Source organism: Domibacillus tundrae, assembly GCF_000970675.1.
GTDB lineage: Bacteria > Bacillota > Bacilli > Bacillales > Domibacillaceae > Domibacillus > Domibacillus tundrae.
The window spans coordinates 20,922-45,568 of record NZ_LAJA01000012.1 but is presented as its reverse complement, the minus strand read 5'-3'; the positions used below and the strand labels follow the sequence as shown (position 1 = coordinate 45,568).

28 protein-coding genes and 1 tRNA gene are annotated in these 24,647 nt (G+C 41.8%); 18 read left to right on the top strand and 11 right to left on the bottom strand.

The genetic code is table 11. The features are described 5' to 3' along the window. Positions 1-33: 33 nt before the first annotated feature. Complete coding sequence (locus VQ00_RS11510) at positions 34-753, bottom strand: hypothetical protein (RefSeq protein ID WP_046180290.1); 720 nt, start codon at positions 751-753, stop codon at positions 34-36. A 245-nt stretch (positions 754-998) separates the two neighbouring features. On the opposite strand from VQ00_RS11510, the gene VQ00_RS11505 reads away from it, so the two are divergent. The 4 genes from VQ00_RS11505 (at position 999) to VQ00_RS11490 (ending at position 3,656) form a co-directional block, all read left to right on the top strand. Next, positions 999-1,193 carry a hypothetical protein gene (locus VQ00_RS11505; protein ID WP_046180289.1) on the top strand — a complete coding sequence of 65 codons (195 nt, stop codon included), beginning with the start codon at positions 999-1,001 and terminating at the stop codon, positions 1,191-1,193. Between the two features lie 317 nt (positions 1,194-1,510). Next, positions 1,511-2,371 carry a GRP family sugar transporter gene (locus VQ00_RS11500; RefSeq protein WP_046180288.1) on the top strand — a complete coding sequence of 287 codons (861 nt, stop codon included), beginning with the start codon at positions 1,511-1,513 and terminating at the stop codon, positions 2,369-2,371. 21 nt (positions 2,372-2,392) lie between these two features. After that, positions 2,393-3,178, top strand: coding sequence for a glucose 1-dehydrogenase (locus tag VQ00_RS11495; protein ID WP_046180287.1), 786 nt, complete (start codon positions 2,393-2,395; stop codon positions 3,176-3,178). Between the two features lie 148 nt (positions 3,179-3,326). Beyond that, positions 3,327-3,656, top strand: coding sequence for a DUF1266 domain-containing protein (locus VQ00_RS11490; RefSeq protein ID WP_046180286.1), 330 nt, complete (start codon positions 3,327-3,329; stop codon positions 3,654-3,656). Between the two features lie 35 nt (positions 3,657-3,691). Here the strand turns inward: VQ00_RS11490 and VQ00_RS11485 are convergent, their stop codons facing one another. After that, entirely contained in the window at positions 3,692-4,501 is an 810-nt protein-coding gene (locus VQ00_RS11485; RefSeq protein ID WP_046180285.1) for a formate/nitrite transporter family protein, read from the bottom strand. Positions 4,502-4,758: 257 nt separating this feature from the next. After that, positions 4,759-5,100, bottom strand: a complete 342-nt coding sequence (locus tag VQ00_RS11480) for a Na-translocating system protein MpsC family protein (protein ID WP_046180284.1) — start codon at positions 5,098-5,100, stop codon at positions 4,759-4,761. 287 nt (positions 5,101-5,387) lie between these two features. Between VQ00_RS11480 and fdhF the strand changes: the two genes are divergently transcribed. The 4 genes from fdhF (at position 5,388) to VQ00_RS11460 (ending at position 10,461) form a co-directional block, all read left to right on the top strand. Continuing rightward, positions 5,388-8,324, top strand: coding sequence for a formate dehydrogenase subunit alpha (fdhF, locus tag VQ00_RS11475; RefSeq protein WP_046180283.1), 2,937 nt, complete (start codon positions 5,388-5,390; stop codon positions 8,322-8,324). A gap of 18 nt (positions 8,325-8,342) precedes the next feature. Beyond that, positions 8,343-8,816: a helical membrane plugin domain-containing protein gene (locus tag VQ00_RS11470; RefSeq protein WP_046180282.1), complete on the top strand. Its 474-nt coding sequence runs from the start codon at positions 8,343-8,345 to the stop codon at positions 8,814-8,816. A 70-nt stretch (positions 8,817-8,886) separates the two neighbouring features. Next, positions 8,887-9,939, top strand: a complete 1,053-nt coding sequence (locus tag VQ00_RS11465) for a P-loop NTPase (RefSeq protein ID WP_425388377.1) — start codon at positions 8,887-8,889, stop codon at positions 9,937-9,939. A 36-nt stretch (positions 9,940-9,975) separates the two neighbouring features. After that, entirely contained in the window at positions 9,976-10,461 is a 486-nt protein-coding gene (locus VQ00_RS11460) for a hypothetical protein (RefSeq protein WP_046180280.1), read from the top strand. 134 nt (positions 10,462-10,595) lie between these two features. Here the strand turns inward: VQ00_RS11460 and VQ00_RS11455 are convergent, their stop codons facing one another. The 3 genes from VQ00_RS11455 to VQ00_RS11445 form a co-directional block, all read right to left on the bottom strand. After that, positions 10,596-11,228, bottom strand: a complete 633-nt coding sequence (locus VQ00_RS11455) for a GGDEF domain-containing protein (protein ID WP_046180279.1) — start codon at positions 11,226-11,228, stop codon at positions 10,596-10,598. A gap of 180 nt (positions 11,229-11,408) precedes the next feature. After that, the gene (locus tag VQ00_RS11450) at positions 11,409-12,260 is read right to left on the bottom strand and encodes an STAS domain-containing protein (protein WP_046180278.1); all 852 of its coding nucleotides are present in this window, start codon (positions 12,258-12,260) and stop codon (positions 11,409-11,411) included. Between the two features lie 364 nt (positions 12,261-12,624). Next, the gene (locus VQ00_RS11445; RefSeq protein WP_046180277.1) at positions 12,625-12,993 is read right to left on the bottom strand and encodes a cytochrome-c oxidase; all 369 of its coding nucleotides are present in this window, start codon (positions 12,991-12,993) and stop codon (positions 12,625-12,627) included. Positions 12,994-13,154: 161 nt separating this feature from the next. Between VQ00_RS11445 and VQ00_RS11440 the strand changes: the two genes are divergently transcribed. The 5 genes from VQ00_RS11440 to VQ00_RS11420 all read left to right on the top strand — a co-directional run bounded on the left by VQ00_RS11440 (position 13,155) and on the right by VQ00_RS11420 (position 16,337). Then, positions 13,155-14,117, top strand: coding sequence for a cation diffusion facilitator family transporter (locus tag VQ00_RS11440; RefSeq protein ID WP_046180276.1), 963 nt, complete (start codon positions 13,155-13,157; stop codon positions 14,115-14,117). Positions 14,118-14,255: 138 nt separating this feature from the next. After that, entirely contained in the window at positions 14,256-14,468 is a 213-nt protein-coding gene (locus VQ00_RS11435; protein ID WP_046180275.1) for an EAL domain-containing protein, read from the top strand. 74 nt (positions 14,469-14,542) lie between these two features. After that, the gene (locus VQ00_RS11430) at positions 14,543-15,112 is read left to right on the top strand and encodes a spore coat protein (RefSeq protein ID WP_046180274.1); all 570 of its coding nucleotides are present in this window, start codon (positions 14,543-14,545) and stop codon (positions 15,110-15,112) included. A 220-nt stretch (positions 15,113-15,332) separates the two neighbouring features. Further along, positions 15,333-15,968 (top strand): MOSC domain-containing protein, encoded by a 636-nt coding sequence (locus VQ00_RS11425; protein WP_046180273.1) that lies wholly within the window; start codon positions 15,333-15,335, stop codon positions 15,966-15,968. 135 nt (positions 15,969-16,103) lie between these two features. Next, entirely contained in the window at positions 16,104-16,337 is a 234-nt protein-coding gene (locus tag VQ00_RS11420) for a hypothetical protein (protein ID WP_046180272.1), read from the top strand. A gap of 38 nt (positions 16,338-16,375) precedes the next feature. Here the strand turns inward: VQ00_RS11420 and qoxD are convergent, their stop codons facing one another. Genes qoxD through qoxA form a run of 4 tightly spaced genes read right to left on the bottom strand, consistent with a single transcriptional unit; the run spans position 16,376 to position 20,147 of the window. Continuing rightward, on the bottom strand, positions 16,376-16,660 hold the full coding sequence (gene qoxD, locus VQ00_RS11415; protein ID WP_046180271.1) for a cytochrome aa3 quinol oxidase subunit IV: 285 nt from the start codon (positions 16,658-16,660) through the stop codon (positions 16,376-16,378). Continuing rightward, positions 16,660-17,262, bottom strand: coding sequence for a cytochrome aa3 quinol oxidase subunit III (gene qoxC, locus VQ00_RS11410; RefSeq protein WP_046180270.1), 603 nt, complete (start codon positions 17,260-17,262; stop codon positions 16,660-16,662). Before qoxC ends, qoxD begins: the two co-directional genes overlap by 1 nt. After that, positions 17,259-19,208, bottom strand: a complete 1,950-nt coding sequence (gene qoxB, locus VQ00_RS11405) for a cytochrome aa3 quinol oxidase subunit I (RefSeq protein ID WP_046180269.1) — start codon at positions 19,206-19,208, stop codon at positions 17,259-17,261. Before qoxB ends, qoxC begins: the two co-directional genes overlap by 4 nt. 18 nt (positions 19,209-19,226) lie before the next feature. Beyond that, the gene (gene qoxA / locus VQ00_RS11400; protein ID WP_046180268.1) at positions 19,227-20,147 is read right to left on the bottom strand and encodes a cytochrome aa3 quinol oxidase subunit II; all 921 of its coding nucleotides are present in this window, start codon (positions 20,145-20,147) and stop codon (positions 19,227-19,229) included. 305 nt (positions 20,148-20,452) lie between these two features. On the opposite strand from qoxA, the gene VQ00_RS11395 reads away from it, so the two are divergent. From VQ00_RS11395 to VQ00_RS11380, 4 genes are all read left to right on the top strand, one after another. Then, positions 20,453-21,136, top strand: coding sequence for a type 1 glutamine amidotransferase domain-containing protein (locus VQ00_RS11395; RefSeq protein WP_046180319.1), 684 nt, complete (start codon positions 20,453-20,455; stop codon positions 21,134-21,136). A 91-nt stretch (positions 21,137-21,227) separates the two neighbouring features. After that, positions 21,228-22,259 (top strand): FUSC family protein, encoded by a 1,032-nt coding sequence (locus tag VQ00_RS11390; RefSeq protein ID WP_046180267.1) that lies wholly within the window; start codon positions 21,228-21,230, stop codon positions 22,257-22,259. A 549-nt stretch (positions 22,260-22,808) separates the two neighbouring features. Continuing rightward, positions 22,809-23,186, top strand: coding sequence for a DnaJ family domain-containing protein (locus VQ00_RS11385; RefSeq protein ID WP_046180266.1), 378 nt, complete (start codon positions 22,809-22,811; stop codon positions 23,184-23,186). Between the two features lie 86 nt (positions 23,187-23,272). After that, positions 23,273-23,476: a hypothetical protein gene (locus VQ00_RS11380; protein WP_046180265.1), complete on the top strand. Its 204-nt coding sequence runs from the start codon at positions 23,273-23,275 to the stop codon at positions 23,474-23,476. A 73-nt stretch (positions 23,477-23,549) separates the two neighbouring features. Here VQ00_RS11380 and VQ00_RS18625 read toward each other — a convergent pair whose 3' ends face one another. Then, on the bottom strand, positions 23,550-23,723 hold the full coding sequence (locus tag VQ00_RS18625) for a hypothetical protein (protein ID WP_156154050.1): 174 nt from the start codon (positions 23,721-23,723) through the stop codon (positions 23,550-23,552). Positions 23,724-24,239: 516 nt separating this feature from the next. On the opposite strand from VQ00_RS18625, the gene VQ00_RS11375 reads away from it, so the two are divergent. Beyond that, a tRNA-Arg gene (locus VQ00_RS11375) sits at positions 24,240-24,313 on the top strand. Positions 24,314-24,647: the final 334 nt, after the last annotated feature.

Below are 24,647 nucleotides of genomic sequence, written 5' to 3'. Positions count from 1 at the left end.
GAAGGGCTTCCGATTTTTCGGAAGCCTTTTAAATTATCTTAAAATCGTTGCACGCCAGCCGCCGCCGCCCTGGTCACAGGTGAATTGACCGGAGGCAGTTCTGCCGTCACTCGAGAGCGTGCCTCTGTAATCACAATTGTTCCCGTCGCTGCTATTTCGTCTCTCAATCCGAACATTATTTCCTTGCAGATAGATGGTCAAAACAGCCGTTACATCTCTGTGGCCGGGCTGTGTCCATCTGGCGTCAAAAACATTGCTGTTTCCGCGCCGTGTCCATACGCCGTTCCAGCCGCCTTCTTGTTCATTCCATCTTCTTCCTAATCGGTCCTGTGGCTGCGGTGGCTGCGGCTGATCACGTCGTTCAATGACCGCACTCCATGCTCCGCCACCGCGGTTGCAGACGTTTTGGCCGCTTGCGGTTCTCCCGCCAGCACCAAACGTTCCTGTGTAGGTGCAATTATTCCCATCACTGCTGTTTCGCCGTACAATTAAAACATTGTGCCCGAATGTATACATGGTCAGTACAGCTGTAATATCCGTTTGTCCTGCCATGGACCATCTTCCATCAAACACGTTGCTATTTCCGCGCCGTGTCCATACGCCGCGCCAGCCGCCTTCCTGCACAATCCAGCGCCGTCCTAATCCGAATGACTGAGGCAGTACATCTCCCACAACTACAGGGAATGCCTCATAGGGAGAAACACCAAAAAACCCTGGATTTACTTCGGAATATGGGTACCAGTATGGATACATGCTTTTTTCTCCTCCATCTGTACAAAATTAAAAAACATCGCCCTCCATCATATGTAAAAATGCAGCTGGGTGTACATGAGTCAGTTATTCATTGTAAAAGCCTTAGAGCTGAAAGGAAACTTGATCATAACCGGGAATCGCAGAAGGTTAAGTCGACAAAACATGCTAAAAAAATCGGTTTTCGTTTGACACAATTTTCTTTTTTCGCACGGTATGATAAAAGAAAAAAAGGGTGAGTGGAAGTAATGAACCGAAATATTAACTGGTGCTGCAGCACATGTCAAAAGCCAATTCTTGCAAATGACCTGATTGCCTGGACGAAAAAAGAGACGCTCGTTCATTTGATTTGCGACGCCTCACAGCTGATGCAGGGTGTTCACTATATTGGGCGGGCGGAACAAGTGATGAATGAAGCAGTATCGGACCAGCGACAGGCTTAAAAAGAGTATAAATGAAACGCATTGCTTTATTTATTAATAGAGAACCCCTATTTCAAGTACATTTGGACTCTGCTGGTTTTTATCAGTGCTCTTTCCCCAACATAATAAACTCTATTGTATCCGCTTACACCGTCATTATTTTTGACGGTTTTTTTTCATTCCATAATCCGTTTATATGGACTGGGGAACCGATCCTGATGCATAATTTTCCCCTTTCAAACAAAGGATATCTTTTGTATTGATAAAACTAATTTTGGATTGAAGGAATTTACAAAATTAAAAAAATGTCCAACAAAAGATGAACAGAGGGACTTTATATGACAACGATTTTAATTGCGCTTATTCCCGCAATTGCCTGGGGAAGTATTGTGCTTGTAAGTGTTAAATTAGGAGGCGACTCTTACAGCCAGACGTTAGGTATAACGATTGGCGCGCTGGTATTTGCATCCGGCATTTATGTATGGGCTCATCCTGTTATCAATATGACCGCATGGATAGCCGGTATTATATCCGGCCTTTTTTGGGCGGTTGGCCAGAAGAACCAGCTTGGCAGCGTCCCATATCTTGGCGTATCCAAAACGGTACCTATTTCAACCGGCATGCAGCTTGCTGCGACAACTCTTTTTGGCGTGATCGTATTTAAGGAGTGGGCGACAACTACAGCTATTTTGCTTGGCAGTGCGTCCATCATTCTTATTATTGTGGGGGTTATTCTTACCACGATGACAGGAAGTGGAAACGAAAAAGACTTGAAATCCGGCAAAAGGCGAAAAGGGATCATGCTCCTGCTTCTTTCAACGGCGGGATATCTTGGTTATGTCGTGATCATCCGCTGGTTTAACATTGATGGCTGGACGGTCATTCTGCCCCAGGCTATTGGGATGTTCGGCGGGGCCATCGTTCTTACATTTACACATAAACCATTTAACAAATATGCTGTCCGGAATACTCTTTCCGGCTTAATCTGGGGAATCGGCAACCTTGGCCTGCTCCTATCCCTGCCGCGTATAGGGGTCGCTACCAGTTTTTCTTTATCGCAGACAGGAATCGTCATTTCCACGTTTGGCGGTATTTTTCTGCTGGGGGAAAAGAAGACGAAAAAACAGCTTCTCTTTGTCATTATTGGAAGCATCTTAATCATTGCCGGCGGGGTGATGATTGGTTTCACTAAAAAATAACTCAAATATGGAGGGATGAGAATGTATAGAGATTTGGAGGGGAAAGTGGTTGTGATTACTGGTGCCTCTTCCGGACTCGGGCGGGCTATGGCCATCCGCTTTGGACAGGAAAAAGCAAAGGTCGTTGTGAATTACTTCAAAAATGAAGCAGACGGAGAAAAAGTGGTGAAAGAGGTTCAGGCGGCAGGAGGCGAAGCGATTCATGTTCAAGGGGATGTTTCTAAAGAACAGGATGTTAAAAGCCTGATCGCCAAAGCGGTCGAAACTTTTGGTGCCCTGGACATCATGATTAATAACGCGGGAATTGAAAATGAAGTACCTTCTGACAAATTACCGATAGAGGACTGGAATAGAGTCATCGAAACGAACTTGACTGGTATGTTTCTGGGATGCCGGGAGTCTATCGCCTATATGCTGGACCATAATATAAAAGGGACTGTTATCAATATGTCCAGTGTTCATGAGGTCATTCCCTGGCCGCACTTTGTCCATTATGCAGCAAGCAAAGGGGGCGTCAAGATGCTGACACAGACGCTTGCGTTAGAATACGCACCAAAAGGAATCCGTATTAACAGCATTGGTCCGGGTGCCATTGACACGCCGATTAATGCCGGAAAATTTTCCGATCCGAAAGCAAAAGCGGATGTCGAATCATTGATCCCAATGGGGTATATCGGAAAACCAGAAGAAATTGCCGCAGTGGCCGCATGGCTTGCTTCTTCAGAATCGAGTTATGTAACAGGGGTTACGTTATTTGCCGATGGAGGAATGACGAAATATCCGGGCTTTCAAGCCGGCAGAGGATGAGTCAAATGAAACGGCAGCGTTGGATAGTGGATTCATGAATGTTATCTACTAATAGAAAAAATATTAAGTGATATATACAAACCAAAGCCGCTTTCAATGACAATTGAACGCGGCTTTACGTTTTATGTAAGTATTCTAGATTGCGGCAATGGACTATGCTTTTTGTGTTTTGCTCTGTACCCAGGCGGAGCGGGTCAGTTTTATAGGCAGCGTTGACGCTTTATATTTGAAAACGGAGGCAGCCAATAAAGCACAAAAGGAGTATACAAGCTGGCCCGAATATACAGCAGCTTTTTTAGCCGGTATCCAGTTTACAAAAGGGACAGATGAAGCTTTTCGCGAGTCAATGAAGGATAAGGAAGCATTTATCGTCAAGCTGCTGGCATCAGATCACAGCCCCTTGCAGAAATTAAGCTGGAACACAGATCTTTTCGTACTGAAAGAGAGGAATGAGGAGAGCCGGCTCAAAATCCAGTAAAAACTGTCTTTTAAGCCGGCTCTGGTTTTATTCTTTTAAGCAGATTTTGTTCGGCTGATCATCTTTGGTTTAGTGCCGAATGAATTTTTGTAAGCAATGAAATATAATAACGAAACCAAAACGGCGCCGCCAATGACATTACCTAGAAATACTGCGATGAAATTAGGCACATATTCAGCCCATGTGACCTGACCGGCGAAAATAGCCGCAGGAATGACAAACATATTGGCTACAACGTGCTGAAATCCAATCGCGACAAAGGCCATGACCGGAAACCAAATACCAAGAATTTTGCCGGTAAAATCTTTGCTTCCCAGTGCCAGCCAAACCGCGAGGCAAACGAGCCAGTTGCATCCGATTGCAGAAATAAATGCCTGAAGGAAACTTTCATCTAATTTTGCTTGTGCGATTGCTGTTGTTTTGGCTAGAAACGGACCTTCTTCTGTTAATCCGACAATATGACCAAAGAAATAAGCCACAAAAATAGCACCAATAAAATTAGCAATTGTAACCAAAAATAAATTTCTCAGCACTTTTAAAAACGTGATTTTTTTAGAAAGCCAAGCCATCGTAACGGTCATCATGTTTCCTGTTACAAGCTCAGCACCGCCCAGGATGACTAAAATGAGACCGACCGGAAAAACAGCAGCTCCTAAAAAACTGGTGAATGATCCCCATTCTTTTGGAACATTTGCGATAACACGAATGTCTAACAAAAAACCAAGAGAAATATAGGCTCCTCCTAAAAATCCAAGAATTAAAAGTGTTACTAAAGGTAAATTCGCTTTCTTTTCACCTGATTCTGAAGCCATTACCGCAATTTCTTGTGGCGAATACAAGGACATACATAACCCCTCCAAAGTAAAATAAAAAACAGCACAAAGCAACACCCTCTTTATAAAAGGATGTTGTTTGTACTGGTTAATTTTTCTACACAATTCCTATAGAATAATCAATCGAACAAATGATGGTGTTCTCGTAAATAAAATACAGCGCCTATATTTTATTCATTTGAAACATGCAAAGGCAAATCATATCCTAACATTATCTTTTTAAATTTGTCAAGGATGTGAACAATCATGATCGAATAAATGTTGACTTGTTAAGCAATCGGTTTCTCGAAAATAAAAACAGAGATCGCAATATCTTCTTCCACTTTAATATCATTAAACAAATGAACCAGTTTAGCCCCGATAAGTTCTTCTAAACCTTCAGGTATGTTTTCTTTGTACAATTTTTGTATCATAAGCGTTCGTGCATTATGAACCATTTGTTGTCCTTCTGCTGTCTGTGAAATAAACTTTTCAGACATGGTCAAATTGCCATGCATTTTCGTGATTGCCATATTTTCGATGAAATGGGTATAAATTCTTTCGGGACCTTTTCCAAATAAATCCCGTCTCACTTTTCGAATAATGTCATTAAATGCCGCTTCTTTTTTCATTTCATTCACCCCTTCCAAAGAACCATTATACGTCTAAAATAACAAAACCAAAAATAAAATTATTGCCATCTTGCCTTTTTAAACAAGAAGAGTATAATTATTTCTGGAAAGAAAACAAGACAAATGGATTTCTTAATAATTTTTTGTTAAGGCTCTATTGAATGATTTTATGGCGGAATGGCAGATTAGTAGGCATATGCTAATTGGTTAATCCAGCACTATGGGCACCTTTTTGGTGTTTGTTGTGCTGGATTTTTTTATTCCCAAATAAAGAGGAGAACACGACAATGAATCAGGAATACATAAAGATTTATTTAAATAATCAAGAGTATAACGTTCAGCCAGGTACAACCATTTTAGAATCGGTTAACCAGGCAGGCCTTGAACTTCCGCAGGTGTGTTACGTTCCGGAAGTAGACCCGATCCAAACGTGTGATACATGTATCGTGGAAGTAGACGGAAAGCTTGTCCGTTCTTGCGCAACAAATGTTTCAGCTGGAATGAATATTTTACTGTCATCTGATCGGGCAAAAGCGGCACAGACAGAAGGAATGGACCGGCTGCTGGAAAATCATATGCTGTATTGTACAGTATGCGATAACAACAACGGAAACTGCACGTTGCACAATACAGTTGAAATGATGGGCATTGAGCATCAAAAATATCCATTTGAACCAAAGGTAGATCCGACGGAAGTCGATATGTCACACCCTTTTTACCGGTATGATCCAAACCAATGTATTGCCTGTGGGCAGTGCGTGGAAGTATGCCAAAACCTTCAGGTGAACGAAACCCTTTCGATCGATTGGGAAGCAGAACGCCCGCGCGTTGTTTGGGATGCAGGCACAGCGATTAATGATTCTTCATGCGTGAGCTGCGGACAGTGTGTCACGGTTTGCCCTTGTAACGCATTAATGGAAAAATCAATGCTCGGTGAAGCCGGCTTTATGACAAAAATTGAACCAAATCTTCTTGAGCCAATGATTGATTTGGTAAAAGATGTTGAGCCTGGATACAGCGGTATTTTTGCAGTATCCGAAATTGAAGCAGCTATGCGTGAAACAAGAACGAAAAAAACCAAAACCGTCTGTACATTTTGCGGTGTCGGCTGCTCGTTTGAAGTATGGACAAAAGGCCGCAAAATCCTTAAAGTTCAGCCAAGCTCGAAAGCGCCTGTTAATGCAATTTCAACTTGTGTGAAAGGGAAATTCGGCTGGGATTACGTCAATAGCGAAGAACGTATTACAACTCCTTTGATCCGTCAAGGCGATGAATTTGTGGAAGCAACATGGGATGAAGCACTGGATCTTGTTGCAAGCAAGCTTGGCGGCATTAAAGAGCAGTACGGCAGCGATGCCCTCGGCTTTATCTCTTCTTCAAAAATCACGAATGAAGAAAATTACTTGATGCAAAAAATGGCACGTCAGGTATTTGAAACAAATAACGTCGATAACTGCTCACGCTACTGCCAGTCACCAGCATCATGGGGCTTGCAGCAAACAGGAGGCATTGGCGGTGACTCTGGAACAATTAAAGATATTGCGGCTGCAGGTCTTGTCATTTTAGTCGGCTGTGCGCCTGCGGAAGGACATCCGGTGCTTGCGACGCGTATTAAACGCGCGCATAAGCTGCACGGTCAAAAGTTAATTACGGTCGATTTGCGCAGACATGAAATGGCGGATCGTGCTGACATGTTTATCCGTCCAAAACAAGGGACAGATTATGTATGGATTGCGGCTGTGGCCAAGTATATGATCGATCAAGGCTGGCATGACCAGGCATTTGTCGATGAAAAAGTACATTTCTTTGATGATTACGTAAAAGGTCTTGAGCGTTTTACGCTTGAATTTGCGGAAAAAGAAACAAATATCCCGAAAGAAACATTAATTCAAATGGCGGAAATGATTCGTGATGCAGACGGAACAGCAATTTGCTGGGGAATGGGTGTCACGCAAAATAATGCCGGTTCTTATACGTCAGCCGCTATTGCGAACTTGCTTCTTGTGACAGGAAACATGGGCCGCCCAGGTGCGGGTGCATATCCGCTTCGTGGCCATAACAATGTACAAGGCGCTGCTGATATGGGAACTATGCCGAATATCTTCCCTGGATACCAGTCAGTGACGAACGATGAAATCCGCGCTAAATTCGAAAAAGCATATGGCGTAAATATTTCACCGAAGCCAGGGCTTGATAACATTGAAATGCTTGCAGCAATTAATGAAGGCAAATTAAAGGCTATGTATATTGCCGGTGAAGATATGGCATGGGTAGATGCGGATTCTAATCATACCCAGGATATGCTGGCGAAGCTTGACTTTTTAGTTGTTCAAGAAATTTTCTTTACGACGACTGCACAATTTGCGGATGTGATTTTGCCGGGTGTTCCATCATTAGAAAAAGACGGGACGTTTACAAATACAGAGCGCCGCGTACAGCGTTTGTACCAGGCTCTTGAGCCAACTGGTAACAGCAAGCAGGACTGGTGGATTCTTATGCAAATAGCGAAGCGGTTTGGCTATGAGTGGAACTATTCTCACCCAAGTGAAATTTTTGCGGAAATGGCGAGCTTAACACCATTCTTCAGCCAGTGTGATTATGATGTATTAGAAGGATGGAACAGCTTTAACTGGGGTTCACCAGACGGAAAAGATACACCGCTTTTGTTTACAGATGGATTTAATTTCCCGGACAAAAAAGCGCGCTTTGCTCTGTTTGATTATGTTCCTCCGGTAGAATACCCGGCTGAATTTGATTTAACTCTTAATAATGGCCGTCTGCTTGAACAGTTCCACGAAGGAAACATGACAAATAAATCAAGCGGCATGAACAAAAAGCTGCCAAAAGTTTTCGTAGAGGTATCACCGGAACTCGCTAAAGAGCGAGGCGTGGAAAGTGGTTCACTCGTTCGCCTTTTATCTCCTTACGGTCAGATTAAGCTGAATGTATTGGTGTCGGACCGTGTTTACGGGAAAGAAATATATGTGCCTATGCACTCGAACAGTCATGAAAGTGCGGTCAACCTTCTTACTGGGAATGGATTTGATATTATTACCCATACACCAGCTTATAAACAAACGAAGGTACGGATGGAAGTACTGAGCGTTAGCGGGGAAAATCCACTGCCAAAAACAAGTCCAAGAACGAAAGAACGTCATCCTCAAAATGGGGTAGAGGCAGAACGCAAGTGGAAACGTCCTGGATATATTTCATTGGTTGACTAAACATTGGAGGTGAAAGAATTGGCAAGTCCGATTACTACGTTAAAAAAACGTGAATGGAACGAAGAAGAAATAAAGCATCAGTCGCTCAATAAACTGACAGACAGTTTAACAGAAAATGAAGAAGCCCTTCAAAAAACAATGGCCATTGTCCGTGAACTTCATGACAGCGGAATTCTTGAAGCGGCAGAATCGATGCTGAAAGCAAAGGAAAATATCGCAGAGGTAGCATTAGGGCAGGTCGGCCGAAAAGAAATGACCTCTTTAATCAACAACGCCATGGCTGCGGCGGGTATTTTAACCGCCATTGATCCGGAGCAAACAAAAAAATTGTTAGCAGGCGTTGCCATTGGTTTGGAAGATGCAAAGGAAAATAGTGATCAAAAGGTCGGCGTGATGAATTTAGTTAAAGCGCTGAAAGATCCTGATATTAATCGGGCTGTTAATTTCGGTCTTCATTTCTTAAAAGGAATTGGAAAAGGACTAAAAGAATAAATATTTAGACGGGAAGGCAGAGGATACATCTGCCTTCCCGTTATTGTGTGACTATATGGGAGTGATAAGGATGACGACAGAACAAGTATTAAAAGCCCTTCAGCATGTTCAGGACCCTGAGCTGCATCGGTCCGTTGTGGATTTGAACATGGTTCGCAATATAAAGATTAGTGGGAACTCAATCAGTTTGGATGTAATTTTGACCATACAGGGATGTCCATTAAAAGCAAAAATTCAGGAAGACATTGAGTCCGCCTTGCGTGAAATCGGTTTGACGGATATTCAACTTTCATTTGGAAGTATGACAGATGAAGAGCGAAAAGCATTATCTGCCACTTTGCGTCAGGCGGAAACAACAGAAAGCGGGATGCCCGCTTTGTTAAAACCGGACTCTGGTGTTACGTTTCTTGCAGTTACAAGCGGAAAAGGCGGCGTAGGGAAATCAACGGTGACGATTAACCTGGCTGTTTCCCTCGCGAAACTTGGCAAAAAAGTAGGCATTATCGATGCTGATATTTATGGGTTCAGTATTCCAGTGATGATGGGCATTACGGAAAAGCCGGTTATGATTGACCAAACAGCTATTCCTATCATGAGCCATGGTGTATCGGTCATGTCCATGGGCTTTTTCTCGCCTGACAACGGGCCCGTTATGTGGCGGGGGCCAATGCTGAATAAATGGATCCGAAATTTCTTAGTAAACACACACTGGGGAGAGCTGGATTACCTTCTTTTGGATCTGCCTCCAGGAACGGGAGACGTGGCAATCGACGTGGCAGCTATGATTCCGCAAGCGAAAGAAATCGTCGTAACAACCCCTCACCAGGCCGCTTCCTATGTGGCGACGCGTGCCGGTGTCATGGCAAAGCATACGAAGCACGAAATCGCTGGTGTTGTGGAGAATATGTCTTACATTGAGGAAAGAGACGGAACAAAGCGGTACTTATTCGGACAAGGAGGCGGTGATCAATTGGCGGAACGGCTGCAGGCCGACGTTATTGCCCGCGTTCCATTCCAGCCGGTTGATCAAGGTTTTACAACATCCATTGCCGATGAAGACAGCCCAGCAAGAGAGGCGTTTGAACTGCTGGCAGAAACAATTGACTTTACTTATAAACAGTAAGAGCGCTTGTCATTTGTGATTTCATGGAGGGTCAAGATGATACGAAAAGAAAAACTGATTCCGTTACTGCAAGTCACGGAAGACATACGCGAAAAGTATTCAATGCTGAAATTTCCTAATGAAGAAGCAGTCAATCAGGCAGTTGATTATTTAAGCATATCTTCATCCGATTTATATTTTAATTCGAATGGGGAAAGTGCGCCTTTCCTTTATTATAAAAGTATTGTTATCATAGAGCTGCCCCGGCAGCTCGACATTGAAGAATTGGAACTAAATAAAACAAAACGGCAAATTAAACAGACACATGCCAGCTTGCAGCAATTTATTAATCGAAATGAATGGAAGCGGCTGTTTTTATTTATAGACCAGCGGATTTTAGCGCCGGCTTTTGATGAGCTCTTTGATGAAATTCCCAAAGAGCAGCTCTCAGAAGTCCTCTCAGCTATCCAAAAACGCTTAGGGAGATTTCCGGTGCTGAGAAATGAAAAAGCCCTGCAAATGATTGCGGATCAATTAATTTAAAAGATAAGAGTCCAATTTGATACAGTATGGTAAAGGGACTAGTGTTCAAGAACACTAGTCCCTTACATTGTTTTATTCTCTTAATGGAGTCTTTCATCATGCTTCAACCATACCTGGGCAGTTGCGCTGCTAAATCAAGTGTTCAATTTACTTTCTTTCTTTTTCTTGTACATTTTATCATCTGCGATTTTATTTAAGTTATCTAACGTCATTCCTTCACTCGGGTAATCTGCAGCACCAATCGAAAGACTTAAATAAGAAAGTTCTGAATGATTTTTTTCAATTTCTTTTCTAACTTTATTTTCTAGTCTTAATACTGTTTTTTCTGCTTCTTCCCGGCTCGTTAAAGGTAAAATGATTAAAAATTCGTCTCCACCCCACCTGGAAACAATGTCTTGTTTTCTAACAGTGCGTGAAATAACCTGTACAAGACCTTTTAGGGCATTATCTCCACACTCATGCCCGCACGTGTCATTGACCATTTTAAAATTATTAATATCAATAATTAATACACTGAACATTTCATATTTTGCACATAACTTTGGAAACCGTTCATACATATATCTTCTGTTATAGACCCCTGTAAGAAAGTCTCTTTCAGATAAAAACTTTACTTTGTCAAACTGCTTGCCAAAAAACCATCCTATTATGAGTGTAATAAGGATGGTTGGTATTTCTTCCACTAATGATTCGTTTAAGAAAAAAATAGAAATGCTGCCGAAAAAAATACTAACACTAACGAGTATAATCCTTCCCGTATATCTCAAGTTTCTTACCACCTAAATTTATGTCTTGTTCCCAATATAAATCATTTTATGAGAGAAATAAAGGTATCCTCATTCCTTGTTTACTATATGAGCCGGTTGTTGTTTCAAAAGAAAAAAACTATGCCTAAACCAGCCATTTCTCAAATGTAAAAGCAGGACTGCCATTTACGGCAGTCCTGTTTATTTTTTGAGCTCGAATCCAATTTGATTCAGTGCCTGTTCTAAAGTCGTCACGATCAAAATATCATTCAGCTCTGCGTTCATTTGGACAGTTTTCATTGCAAGGTCCGGACGAAACCCGGTCAAAATCGGCGTTACGCCAATCAATTTTAAAATGGCGGCAATTTTTAAAAGTGACGCGACTACGGTTTCATTTATGTACATAACACCGGATAAGTCAATGACAAGGTGATCAAGCCCAAGCTCTTGACTTTTAAACAGCGCCGTTTCAATGATGCTTTCCGCCCGCCGCTCATCAATATCGCCAACAACCGGCAGGATTGCGACCCCGCTCGTAATCGGCACAACCGGTGCAGCTGTTTTGTACAACTGCTGATGGGTGTAGTCCAGCTCGAGCACATAGGTCAGCAAAGAAGACATCGTTTCAAACAGCTTCACCTGCTCGTCTGAGAACGTTCGATTTTTCGTATCGAGTCCACAAATCGTTCCGTAATTTTCGCCGTCCTCATAATTAATCGGGATCGCAATAAATGTTCCCCCGCCTAAATTTTCGGTGACTTTCATGCTGCTTGTCTGTTTATCAAGCGTAACATCCGGAATGATGAGAACCCGTTCGCCATTTTGTACGCTTAAGCTGCAATAGCTTTCGTGAAATGGCAGTTCCTCTCCTTCTGAGACAAGCGTATTTTCTTTATTCAGCACTTTTACCATTCGGTTCGTTTTGCCGTCATTTCGGGCAATAAATAACGTGTTTATGTCTACAAACGCTGCCATGATTTGAAGAACACGTACTGCCGCCTCCTCGAAGTCACGAAACTGGCTGTTATTTTGTCGGGTATATTCTGTATTCATAGAAAAGTCCTCAATTCTTCTGCAAACAATTTCATATTTCTTCTTCTATCATACCATGAGAACGAGCGATCCAAAGAAATTTAAACTTGTGTCCATATGAAAATGTATAATTCGTGCATAGGATGATTCGGATGTTTGATGTGAAAGAAGACCGCTCCATACCAGCGTATACGTACCAAGATGGCGTTAAGGCCGTGTATCACCTTTTATCGGTTGAAATTTTCTGCAACTTCCACCAAAAACCCTGTACTTATTTCAAATTAAGCACAGGGTTTTTTAGCATGAAGATAAAAGTAACACGGAAGCGGATAAATTAAACTGTTTTTTCCTGTTTTTTAAACTTCCTGGATATTGCTTTGATTTTCTATTTATTCATTTGTTTGAATAGGTTTATGGCAAATAATAAAACCCCTATCACGATTAAAAGAGAGCCAATAATTGCTGCCGGCATGAAAGCAGTGTCACCAGTCCAAATTTGAAAGCTGATTGCCATCATCATAATCGGCAGGCCGATATTGTGGAACCAGAAATGAGTTTGTGCCAGCTTTGTCCGGGCAGCAGCGGGATAAAAATGATAAATAAGACCGAAAAGAGTCATTGAAACCCATCCAAGCAAATTAATGTGGGCATGTACTGAAGTTAATCTGAAATCATGAATGATACCCATCGTCATTCCAAGCAAGACACCTGCAGCAAAATAACAAACAGCAATCTTCAAATACAGCTTTTCCATCAATTCCCCTCCCTATGTCATCATATTTAGTCCTTGTTTATTATAGTAAGTGCATCAAAAGAAAGAACCTTAAGCTTTTTCTTTTTTTAAATATCGCTGCCCGAGAATAAATGACCATGCTGTTGGGTATAGGGATATATAAGTAATAAAGGAGGCAGTCTATGGCGATTGTTCAATTATTGAGAAAGGGAAATACATCATCCGGCATTGCGTCACTCGGGAATACGGTTCTCGCAATTTTAAAATTTATTGCCGCTGCATTCAGTGGCAGCGGAACGATGTTTGCGTCAGCGATGCATTCACTTGCGGATGCCATTAACCAGGGATTTGTTTTCTTTGGAAGCTCGCTCGCTGAAATGAAGCCGTCTAAGCGGTTTCCGACCGGATTCGGCCGCGTCGTTAATATTTTTTGTATGATAGCGGTCATTGTTGTGTCGATTATGGCATATGAAACGATTTTAAAGGGCTGGAAGCTGCTTCAGCATCCGGAAGAATCAACCGATTTTTTATTAAACGCAGCGGTATTGCTGGCCGCGTTTATTATTGATGGATTTATTTTATTTAAGGCAATGAAAGAGATTTTGCATGAAGCACGCGTGGAGAAAAAAGGGAATATTGTCGCGCAGGCATTTAAAAATGTCGGCAAGGCGTCCCCAGCCACCCGCCTCGTATTTTATGAGGATATAGTGGCGACGTCCGGTGCTGTGCTGGCATTTATCGGGATCAGCCTTGCACAAGTCGGCGTGTTGGCGGCAGATGGAGTGATTACTATTTTAATCGGCCTGTTAATGGTTTTCGTCGCATTTCGGGTCGGCTATGACAATATGGTCGGTCTCATCGGTGTAGCGGCACCGGTTGAAGTGGAGACAAAAGTGGGCCGGGTGATTTTAGAGGATGCGGATGCTGTTGATATCCATTCGCTGCGGATTATGCAGGAAGGCCGTTCATACCACGTGGATGGCATCGTAGAGCTGCGTAAAGGACTGACCCTTGCGGATGCAGATGACATTAAATTTAGAGTCAAGAACCGTCTGCTCGATGAACCGGAAATAAGCGACGTAACACTAGGCATTATTGAAGATGATGGAACAGCCAGCTGGTCTTCTTCACCTAATCCTCTATAAAAAACCGGATGGCAGCTGCCATCCGGTTTTTCTAGTTAAAAAGGCGGATATATCCTATAATAAAAATCAAGATCTGCATGCACTGGATCAATCTTCTATTTTGACCGTTACAGATGAAAACGGTATCTTGAAGGAGCCTTGTTTCAAACGGCGCTCATCAACCTGAAAAAGTTAAATATTCATGTTAGTATGGATGATTTCGGAACCGGCTATAGCTCATTTTATTCTCTCCGCCATTTACCGATCAATAAATTAAAAATCGACCAGTCTTTTATTAAACAGCTGGATGATACGAACAAAGCCATCGTTTCAACAATTGTGACACTTGCTAAAAACCTGCGGATTGCCTAATCAATTTTTGAATAAAATGAACGCTGTGCCGCACACTATACAGGCAATACATTTTATTCAGGAGGCGATTTTGAATGACTTCACCACAATTTAATCATGGGGCACATGAAGTACTTGACGTTCATGAAGTGTTATCATGTGCAGTTGGCGCATTAAACAAATATACAATGCTGCGCTCAAAAGTACAGGATCCGGAACTTTTAGATATTTTGAATCGTCAGTATGCATTTATGCTGCAGGATTATAATACAACTGTCGATTGCTTCCAGTCTGGAAAGGACCCGGCTGTTCCCACAAAAAGCTATAAGATGAAACAAGACAACGAATTTATATACGGCCTTGAAACAAAACAGCCGACAAAACCCATTCAAGCAGAAATGGAAATTAATGATGAAATAATCTCTGGATTTATGCTCAGTGCGCATAAAACCGGGGCAGCTTTAAAAACATACGCTGCACTAGAATCGACAAACCCAGTCGTTCGCCGGGTTTTAGCAGACTCTGTGCCGAACTGCATTGAAATGGCGTATGAAATTTCGATTTATCAAAACAAAAACCGCTATTATCAGGTGCCGCAGCTTTCTGAAGCAGACATGCAAAAGATGCAGCAATGCTATGCACCAGCAACACAGACTTTAACTTAATAAGAATAAAAACCGTCCTTGCGTTTCGGGACGGTTTTTTTGTACGATAAAAAGAAGAAAGGAGAGCTGGATACAAGTTACTGCGCGAAGCAGCACCAGAAGAAATGCCCTGCTTGTATAAGCTTGGCTACAAGGAGTGGCCAAAAGGAAGACCGCTTGATCAATACATAAAAGATAATCAAAAAGAAAAATCGTACAGAACACGTAAGGAGCGAAAAGTATGAAATTGATCTCGTTAAATATCGGCAAGCCGGCTGCGCTGCCGTATAAAAAGAAAACCGTTTTATCAGGTATTAAAAAAAGATCGGTTCAGACGCCATTGTATTTGTCCAAAACCGGATTTGAGGGAGATGGGCAGGCAGATCTCATTCACCACGGCGGGGAAGACAAAGCAGTTTGTGTGTACGCACTTGAGCATTATGCGTATTGGAAAGAAACATTAAATCGGGCGCTCCCGTCTGCCGCTTTTGGTGAAAATGTAACGGCTGCCGGAGCGCTTGAAACAGATGTCCATATAGGCGATGTCTTTCAATTGGGAGAAGCAGTTGTGCAAATCAGTCAGCCGCGTCAGCCGTGCTTTAAGCTTGCTGCGCTGCATCATGAACCGAAGCTGGCTCTTTTGGCAGAGGAAACAGGTTATACAGGTTTTTATTTCCGTGTTTTAACAGAAGGAACAGTTGACATCACCAGTGAGCTGAAGCGGACGGAGATCCATCCAGCCAAAATAACAATAAGTAAAGCAAATAATATCATGAATAATAAAAACGCTGATCAAGAAGATCTTCACATGCTGCTTCAGTTAGAAGAATTAGCCGAAAGCTGGAAAAAACCGCTTCGTATTCGGGTACAAAAATAACAAATTGGCAGGGGAAAATGAAGCTCCCTGTTTTTTTGTGATCATTTTATGAATAAATTTTGACGATAATATGAAATAAGTTTGACAATTTTGTGAATATGGGTAAAATAGAAAGTAAGAAGGAGCTGATTAAGAATGACAACAGAACAAATGAAAGTGCTATCATTTATTAAATACTTTTCAGGTGCGGGCTGTATGATTGGAGCAGGTATCTTCCTTATTAGTTTATTTGCAGGCGGTCTCAATGAAGGATTTATGATGTCGATTGTTGGAGCGACCATTCTCGTCAGCTCCATGTGGGTGTTCGGGATTGGTTTAATGTTTGTGTTAATTCAAAATCTTAGTGTAAAACGCCGGGATTTACAGTAATAAAAAAAACCGGAGCGGTTTATTCCGCTCCGGTTTTTTTATTGGTAGCCCCAGATCATTGTAAGTAATGTTCCAAGGATCGTCACTACACCGACAAACAAGGCGTAGATGATATTGGTATACAATGTTTTTTTATCTTCTGATTCGCCGATATGCATGAAGAGAAGAAGCTGAACGCTTGCCTGGGCAATCGCTGTAACAAGCAAAATAGCCATTCCCATTTTGTATGACATATCAAAAGCGAGAACCGATAATGCAACGACAGACAGGACAAGAGAGAACACAAAGCCCATAACGTGCTGCTTCGGGAACAATTGCTTCATCATAGTACCATCAGTCCTTTCAAATAAACGAAGCTGAAAATGAAAATCCAGACGACGTCAAGGAAATGCCAGTAAAGCGAGAAAATAAACGATTTATTGGCTGTTTGCGGCGTCAGTCCCCGTTTTCTTACTTGAAGCAGGATTGACGTTCCCCAGAAAAGGCCAAACGTTACGTGTAAACCGTGCGTTCCAAGCAGTGTCATTAAGCTTGAGAGAAACGCGCTCGTTTGAATCGTCGCACCTTCATTTACATACGTTACAAACTCATAAATTTCAACGCCGAGGAAGCCAAGACCGAGCACAAGTGTAATAACAAAGAACGTCATCATCGCTTTTTTCAGTCCAAGACGCATGGCATGAATACCAAGCCCGATGGTAAAACTACTTGTTAGGAGTAAAATCGTTTCAATCATAACCGGCGGCATATGGAAAATTTCCTGCGCGCTCGGTCCAGTACCAAATCGGTTTTCGAGTGCAAAGTAAACCGCAAATAATGTGGAAAACAAGGCGATCTCCGCCCCTAAAAAGATCCAGAAGCCAAGAATTTTCAGCCGGTTTTCTTCGGTACTGTATTCAAGCGGCAATGATTCATCTATTTTCATTCTTTGTCACCTCCAAGTTCCCGTTCAGTCCGTTCAATTTCTTCTACTGAAATGTAATAGCCATGATCTTGTTCAAACGAACGCAATGCCATGAAAACAAAAATGGCAATTGTGAATACGATAGCCGGAATCCACCAGCTGAAAACAGCACAGAAGCCTGCGGCAAAAAAGGCGCCGCTCATTAGGAATGGCATACCACTGTTGCTCGGCATATGAATTGGCTCATATGGACCATCGCTAAGCGGCTGGTTGTTTTTCTTCGCAAACCAGAACGCATCCAGTTCTTTAATTTTCGGCACACGTGCAAAGTTGTAAACCGGTACAGGACTGTGTGTAGCCCACTCAAGAGAACGTGCATCCCATGGATCTCCCGTTTCATCACGCGGGCTGTAGCGGATACTCCAGTACAAATTATAAACAAGAATGATGAAGCCGATTCCGAGACCGACCGCACCGATAAAGGAAAGCATGTTAAGCGGGCCGTAGCCAGTGCTTTCAGAGTACGTATACATACGGCGTGTCATTCCGTTCAGTCCAAGGATAAACAGCGGGAAAAACGCCACATTAAAGCTGATTGTGATAAACCAAAAAGCGAGTTTTCCAAGCTTTTCATTTAAGCGGAAACCGAATACTTTCGGGAACCAGAAATGGAAACCGGCAATAACCGCAAACACGGTTCCTGGAATTAATACGTAGTGGAAATGCGCTACAAGGAACATTGTATTATGGTATTGATAATCGGCACTCGCCATGGCAAGCATAACCCCTGTAACTCCGCCGATTGTGAAAATCGGAATAAACGCAAGAGAATAAAGCATTGGGGTTGTAAAGGAAATCTTCCCTTTATGCAAGGTAAGCAGCCAGTTAAATATTTTCACCCCGGTCGGTACAGCAATCGCCATTGTTGTAATAGAGAATATGCTGTTGACCATAACACCGTGGCCCATCGTGTAAAAATGGTGCGCCCAAACAACGAAAGAAAGAAGGGAAATCGCAACCATACTAACAACCATCGACTTATACCCATATAAGTTTTTACGGGCAAATGTGGAAATGATCTCACTGAAAATACCGAAAGCAGGAAGAATAACAATATATACTTCAGGATGTCCCCAAACCCAGAACAGATTCGCCCAAAGCATGTCCATTCCGCCGTCCTGCATCGCGAAAAATTTAGTGCCAAACTGACGGTCCATTGTCATCAGAGCAAGCGCCACGGTCAAAACAGGGAATGCGAACACGATAATAACGTTTGTGATTAATACTGACCATGTAAACATCGGCATTTTCATTAACGTCATACCTGGTGCACGCATTTTTAAGATCGTAACGACAAAGTTAATACCTGTCATCAATGTACCAAGACCGGCAATTTGCAGGGAAAGTGAGTAATAGTTATTCCCGACAGTCGGGCTGAATTCAAGACTGGCGAGCGGGAAATAAGCAGACCAGCCGGCATCCGGTGATCCTCCAATAATAAACGAGATGTTAAACAGTCCCGCACCGGCTGCAAACAGCCAGAAGCTGACTGAGTTCAATCGCGGGAACGCTACGTCGCGCGCGCCAATTTGAAGCGGCGTGACAACGTTAATTAAACCGATAATAAACGGCATTGCCATAAACAGGATCATAATGACGCCGTGAGTGGTAAAGATTTCATTGTAATGCTGGGCATCAAGCAGCCCGTTTTCCGGCATGGCGGTCTGGCCGCGCATTAAAAGAGCGTCGACGCCTCCGCGGAAAAGCATAACGAGAGCCACTAGTATATACATAACGCCGATTTTTTTATGATCGACGGTCGTGATCCATTCGCGCCATAAGTAGCCCCACTTTTTAAAGTAGGTCAGGCCGAGCAGAATGGATAGCGCACCAACGACAATGCTGATCATCGCTCCGACAATCATTGGCTCATTGAGAATAAGAAACTGTTGCTCATGCGATTCCATTTTGTGTAGCTCCTTTCATCATTGTTCCGCATCCTTATGGTGGAAGTGATCGGTTTCAGAAGAAGGAGCAGTCTCCATGTCTTCTTCATTGGATACTGGTGATCCATGATGTTCCCCTTCAGGTGCTGGGCTGAATTCAAGATGGGTGGATGAATACGATTTACGTCCTACGAAATCTGTTTCCAGCAATTCATCAAAGTCTGATTCCGTTAATTCAGGTGCCGTATCTTTTACATCGTTTACCCATTCATCGTAATCTGCAGCCGTCATTGCCTGCGCTTCAAATTCCATTTGAGCGTAGCCTTGTCCGTTAAAGTTTGAGTTCCGGCCCATAAACGATCCAGGCACATCCGCAGCCATATTAATTTTGGTTACATGGGCGCTCATGGCATATTTTTGACCGGCAAGCTGTGGAATCCAGAAGCTTGTAATCGGTCCGTATGAATAAAGCCGGAATTCAACAGGACGATCCACGGGCATATTCACATAGTTCACCGTTTCAATTCCTTCTTCTGGATAGCTGAAGTGCCACTTCCAGTTCGATGATGATGCATAAATAACAAGCGGCTCCTGGTCTTCATAGCCTAATGGCTTGCTTTCAACTTCGCTCGTCGTCCGAACGGTCACAACAGACAAAAACAAAACGATAATGATCGGAATAACCGTCCAAATAATTTCAAGTGTTTTGCTGCCGTGTTCATGAGGAGGTTCATAATCGTCTCCCATTTTTGAAGCCCGGTATTTAATAAGCATAAACGCATATAACACGTAAACGACAAATAAAATGCCAGCCATCACAATGATGGACAAAATGATTGTGTCAGATAACGTTTTGGCCTGCGGTCCTTTTGGATCAAGTACCATAAGCGGGTTTTCACACCCTGCAAGCACCGTAGCAATAGTGAACATTGCTGACAGTAACAGCCATTTCTTTTTCATGCTATACCCCTTTCTTATATAGTTACCTAGTAAAGCGAAAAGATTGTTAATATATTCACAATTAAGCGGTTTAAGGCAGGTAAACAAGAATTACAATGATCTTTTCGCCTTCTCCTATGCTAATCCTATTAGTAGTAAAAAACAATCCTTTAGCGGCGGTGTCACAAAAAATTCAACAGTTTGCATTTCCGTTTCCGAAAAAGGAAAATTGCGGATGGATTCTTTACCAAATTTATGTCCAAGTGATTATTTCTTATAAAACCGGGTATCTTGTAGATGAAGATGTAGAGAAGGAGTGTTTTTTTATGGCGAACATTATTGCAATTTTATCAAGTGGACATAAAGATGAGAAAAATAATTATGAAACCGGCTGGTGGGCAGAGGAACTTTTTGCACCGCTTGAACTCTTAGAAGGAGCAGGCCATACTGTTGATCTCGCATCGCCACTTGGCGGCAAACCAGTGCTGGATCAAGTAAGTCTGCAAGAAGACTATGATCCAACAGGCAAATATAAAGCATTATACGAGTCCGGCCGCGCAGATAATACGTTAAAACTATCAGAAGTAGACGCGCTTAAGTATGATGCGGTTCTGATTGTGGGCGGGCACGGGGCGATGTATGACTTAGCAAAAGACGAATCCCTTCATAAGCTGGTCAATACCATTTATGACAATAAAGGAATTGTGGCAGCGGAATGCCATGGCCCGGCACCGCTTATTTGGACAAATCGTCCAGACGGCAAAAGCATTATTGCAGGCAAAGCGGTGACCGGTTATCCGAATGAAATTGAGCCGGAAGGATTGCTTGATATTCTGCCGTTCAGTCTTGAGGACGAATTAACAGAAGTAGCACAGTACAACCAAGGCAGTCTTGAAAAGAAAGCACATGCCGTTTGGGCAGACGATCAAATTGTTACGAGCCGTGATCCATTTTCATCTGAATTAATGGGTGAGGAACTGGTGAATGCCTTAAAAAAGGTAAATAAGTAGGGCAAATATCTTTCTTTATTTAGACACTTTCACTAAAATCAAGTGAAAGTGTCTTTTTTTGTATTGAAAAGCAAAACAGGAGGAATGAAAGATGACGTTAGGTCCGCGCGTCTTTAAAACAGGCATTGCCGTAACACTATCGCTATACATATGTTTGTTCTTAAACCTTGAGCCGGCTGTTTTTGCAGCAGTGGCAGCTGTTTTTACGATTCAGCCATCCATTTACCGTTCTTGGAGACAGCTGCTGGATCAGGTTGTAACCAATACGATTGGTGCTGCAGTAGCCCTTTTTTCCATTTACTTTTTAGGGGACAATCCGATTATCATTGGGCTGTTGATGATGCTGGTTATTTCATTAAGCTTAAAAATGAAAATGGAAAGCACGATCCCGCTGACGCTCGTTACTGTACTGGCCATTATGAGTGCTCCAGGCAATGAAGATATCGATTTTATACTCAACCGCTTTTTCATCATCCTGGTCGGGATTGGGTCTGCTTTGGTCGTCAACCTGCTTATTATACCACCAAACTATAAAAAGAATTATCTTGAAAAAACAACGTCTGTTTTTCAAAATATGTCATTGCTGCTGCGTACAGCTGTTTCTAATGAATTAACTGAAACGTCTTTCCACGGGCAAAGTAAACAGCTTCAGCAAGATATTCGAAAATTGGAAGATCAGTATAAAATTTTCGATGAAGAACGTGCAAAACTGTCCAAATTAAAACCGCTTGATGTGCGGGAAATCGTTGTGTTTAAACAGATGCTCAAGACGCTTCAGCAGGGGGAAGAAATATTAGAGAATATCGAAGAGCACTATTTTCAAAGCGGGGCTAGTGACGAAGAGGATCATTTTTTTGATCGTCATATTGAACAGCTCATAAAATACCATGAATATTTATTTTTAAAATACGAAGGAAAAACAAGGAAACTAGAAGGTGAATATGAAATGAATATTATGAAGGAAAGTGCAGCATTTTTTGAGCGGTCACAGGATATTTACATGCAAAACAAAGAACGAAAATCCCGTTTATTTATTGTAGCCTCTTCCATTATTGAATATTCGTTTTACTTGCAGCGGCTGGATCAATTAATTGATCAGTATTACAAGGTAAGAAAGAATTGAGAAAATTGAAGACAATCGTTTAAAACAGGTAGAAATAAAAAACATGACTTGGCTGATTAACAGTTACAAAAAAGTATCCTTCTGTGAAAAAGGATGCTTTTTTACATTTATTCTATAAATATCTCGAACTGATATTCGGGCATGTGTTATAATTAAGAAGCAATAGTAAAGGTTTCTCAAGGGTGGTCGGCTCACTCCACTGTCAAAGCATGTCTTTGCAGGAATGGAGGTGAGGCTGTATGACTGTATTTGAATCACTTATGTTCACCGTAGCATTTACGGGGCTGGTTATTTCAATTCTGTCATTCCAGAAAAAAGATTAAAACCGCCCTTGAGGTTTTAGCGAGCCCGGGCGGTTTTAGCCTGTTGTGACGCCGATTCCCATAATGGAAACCAGCTATTGTGATCGCCGTTTCGATGCTGGACACATCGAAACGGCTTTTTTAATGTATGCTGATCTACTGTCATTATACCCGATTGAAGCCATTTTGAAAACGAAAATAGTTTTGCTATGATAAAGACCAACAATATTAAAATGGAGTGGTTGACATGGACTCATTTCGTATTGCAGAAGAGCGAATCAAAAAAGCGCTTGAAGAAGGCGTGTTTGACAATTTGCCTGGCGCCGGCAAGCCGCTGCCGAAGGATGAATTCGAACATTTGCCGCCAGAGCTGCGTATGTCGGTTAGAATGATGAAAAATGCAGGATTTACACCGGAAGATGCAAATCTTCGCCAGGACATACGCAATCTTGAGCGGCTCATAAATGACTGTATAGACCCTGAACAAAAACAGGAATTGAAACGCCAATTAAACGAAAAAATGCTTCGCTACAATCAAATGCTGTCCAAAAAGAGAATCGATACAAATTCAGGCATTTTTAAAAATTATGAGCAGAAAATCGAGAAAAAGCTTTTTGGTAAATAAGCATTGAAAATAATTTATTCGTATAGATAGTCTGAATAATTAATCATATAATACATATCCTACTCCTGTTTAGGAGGTGAAACTTAATGACTAACCAAAGAAACAATCAAAATCAAAAAAATGACAAAAGTGTCGCAGAGAGCATTAAGAACACAGCAGGATCTGCATTTGAAACAGTGCATAATGCTTTAGAAACAACAGAAAATGTTGCAATGAATACTGTTGATGCAACTAAAAACGCTGCAAACAATTTAACAGGCAACAAAAAAAACAATCGAGACAATCAATAATGAAAAAAACGCCATTTATCTGGCGTTTTTTTCATTAAATCAGATTTTGATTTTTGCAATAATTCTATTTCTATTAGAACGATAATTTGCCGCTTCCATCATAATACGACGGTTTTTGTGTGGCATCCTGAATTGCAGATACCGTAATGTTTTGTGGTTTCACAACGATTGTCTTGTAATTTTTTTGCACCCCAAGATCTACAATTTCTCTTCCATCATATGAACTAGTTTTAGACTCCATTGACATGTAAACGCCTCCATTTACCTATTTATATACTATAAATATTACAAAGCAAAGAAAAATATTACTTTTTATTTAAAAAATATTATAAATGTTAATTATTCAAACAGGTTACATGCTCAAAAGTGCAAAAACAAGCTATTCCTTTTTGAACATTTTCTTTTTTTTGCAATCTATAGAAGTACTATAGTTACATCCATTTTAAAACAGACATAAATAAAAAGGAGTTCCCCAAAAATGGCTAACACGAAATGCGGCACTGCAAAGTCCTGGGTTTGAAACTATGATTTTGGACTTGGTCTTGAATAAATCTTTGGCTCGTCGAAGGTGTTAAATCATTAAGTTCCAGTGAGCGCTTATGACTGTGCAAGAGATCTTCGCAACACTTTAAATCATTTGCATAACCAGCGAATGAAGAAAGAGGCTGTTGGAGGAGACCGGAGATTTGTTAAGGAGAACTTCTGATTACTTGAAAAGTTTTCTTTTTAAAAATATAATGGAACAGTTCACATTATTTTGTATGTCCCAGTAGCTCAGTAGGATAGAGCAACAGCCTCCTAAGCTGTAGGTCGTAGGTTCGATTCCTATCTGGGACGCTTTTTTTGAAAAAGGGTTGATGTACTAAGGTTCTCAAGGTTAGAAATAATCTGAGTGTCCGACATATATCAACCTTTTTTTTCGTGTTTTTTGGTTGGGCTGTAGGACAAAGCTTTGGACGTTTTTGGGACAGATGGCTGCCTTGTGGTGTCCTCCATTACAATTAGAAGGGCATAATAGTATGGCAAGAGCATATGTAATGTAGAAGGAGTACGTCCACGAACCATTGAGGAGTATAGGCATCATATAAGATATTTAAAATTATTTCTAGAAGAGTTTGGGTACGAAGTGACATTCATTACAGACCTATCAGCTCGTCCACTCATTTTTCAA

Excerpts from the sequence above, each read along its gene's own strand:
- VQ00_RS11395 (WP_046180319.1), top strand. The coding sequence starts at position 20,453 with ATGGCGAACATTATTGCAATTTTATCAAGTGGACATAAAGATGAGAAA.
- VQ00_RS11510 (WP_046180290.1), bottom strand. The coding sequence starts at position 753 with ATGTATCCATACTGGTACCCATATTCCGAAGTAAATCCAGGGTTTTTT.
- qoxB (WP_046180269.1), bottom strand. The coding sequence starts at position 19,208 with ATGGAATCGCATGAGCAACAGTTTCTTATTCTCAATGAGCCAATGATT.
- VQ00_RS11485 (WP_046180285.1), bottom strand. The coding sequence starts at position 4,501 with ATGTCCTTGTATTCGCCACAAGAAATTGCGGTAATGGCTTCAGAATCA.
- VQ00_RS11380 (WP_046180265.1), top strand. The coding sequence starts at position 23,273 with ATGACTAACCAAAGAAACAATCAAAATCAAAAAAATGACAAAAGTGTC.
- VQ00_RS11460 (WP_046180280.1), top strand. The coding sequence starts at position 9,976 with ATGATACGAAAAGAAAAACTGATTCCGTTACTGCAAGTCACGGAAGAC.
- VQ00_RS11420 (WP_046180272.1), top strand. The coding sequence starts at position 16,104 with ATGACAACAGAACAAATGAAAGTGCTATCATTTATTAAATACTTTTCA.
- VQ00_RS11490 (WP_046180286.1), top strand. The coding sequence starts at position 3,327 with ATGGACTATGCTTTTTGTGTTTTGCTCTGTACCCAGGCGGAGCGGGTC.
- VQ00_RS11425 (WP_046180273.1), top strand. The coding sequence starts at position 15,333 with ATGAAATTGATCTCGTTAAATATCGGCAAGCCGGCTGCGCTGCCGTAT.
- fdhF (WP_046180283.1), top strand. The coding sequence starts at position 5,388 with ATGAATCAGGAATACATAAAGATTTATTTAAATAATCAAGAGTATAAC.
- qoxC (WP_046180270.1), bottom strand. The coding sequence starts at position 17,262 with ATGAAAATAGATGAATCATTGCCGCTTGAATACAGTACCGAAGAAAAC.
- VQ00_RS11450 (WP_046180278.1), bottom strand. The coding sequence starts at position 12,260 with ATGAATACAGAATATACCCGACAAAATAACAGCCAGTTTCGTGACTTC.
- VQ00_RS11465 (WP_425388377.1), top strand. The coding sequence starts at position 8,887 with ATGACGACAGAACAAGTATTAAAAGCCCTTCAGCATGTTCAGGACCCT.
- VQ00_RS11385 (WP_046180266.1), top strand. The coding sequence starts at position 22,809 with ATGGACTCATTTCGTATTGCAGAAGAGCGAATCAAAAAAGCGCTTGAA.
- VQ00_RS11480 (WP_046180284.1), bottom strand. The coding sequence starts at position 5,100 with ATGAAAAAAGAAGCGGCATTTAATGACATTATTCGAAAAGTGAGACGG.
- VQ00_RS11390 (WP_046180267.1), top strand. The coding sequence starts at position 21,228 with ATGACGTTAGGTCCGCGCGTCTTTAAAACAGGCATTGCCGTAACACTA.
- VQ00_RS11430 (WP_046180274.1), top strand. The coding sequence starts at position 14,543 with ATGACTTCACCACAATTTAATCATGGGGCACATGAAGTACTTGACGTT.
- VQ00_RS11445 (WP_046180277.1), bottom strand. The coding sequence starts at position 12,993 with ATGGAAAAGCTGTATTTGAAGATTGCTGTTTGTTATTTTGCTGCAGGT.
- VQ00_RS11500 (WP_046180288.1), top strand. The coding sequence starts at position 1,511 with ATGACAACGATTTTAATTGCGCTTATTCCCGCAATTGCCTGGGGAAGT.
- VQ00_RS11440 (WP_046180276.1), top strand. The coding sequence starts at position 13,155 with ATGGCGATTGTTCAATTATTGAGAAAGGGAAATACATCATCCGGCATT.
- VQ00_RS18625 (WP_156154050.1), bottom strand. The coding sequence starts at position 23,723 with ATGTCAATGGAGTCTAAAACTAGTTCATATGATGGAAGAGAAATTGTA.
- VQ00_RS11495 (WP_046180287.1), top strand. The coding sequence starts at position 2,393 with ATGTATAGAGATTTGGAGGGGAAAGTGGTTGTGATTACTGGTGCCTCT.
- VQ00_RS11505 (WP_046180289.1), top strand. The coding sequence starts at position 999 with ATGAACCGAAATATTAACTGGTGCTGCAGCACATGTCAAAAGCCAATT.
- qoxA (WP_046180268.1), bottom strand. The coding sequence starts at position 20,147 with ATGAAAAAGAAATGGCTGTTACTGTCAGCAATGTTCACTATTGCTACG.
- qoxD (WP_046180271.1), bottom strand. The coding sequence starts at position 16,660 with ATGAAGCAATTGTTCCCGAAGCAGCACGTTATGGGCTTTGTGTTCTCT.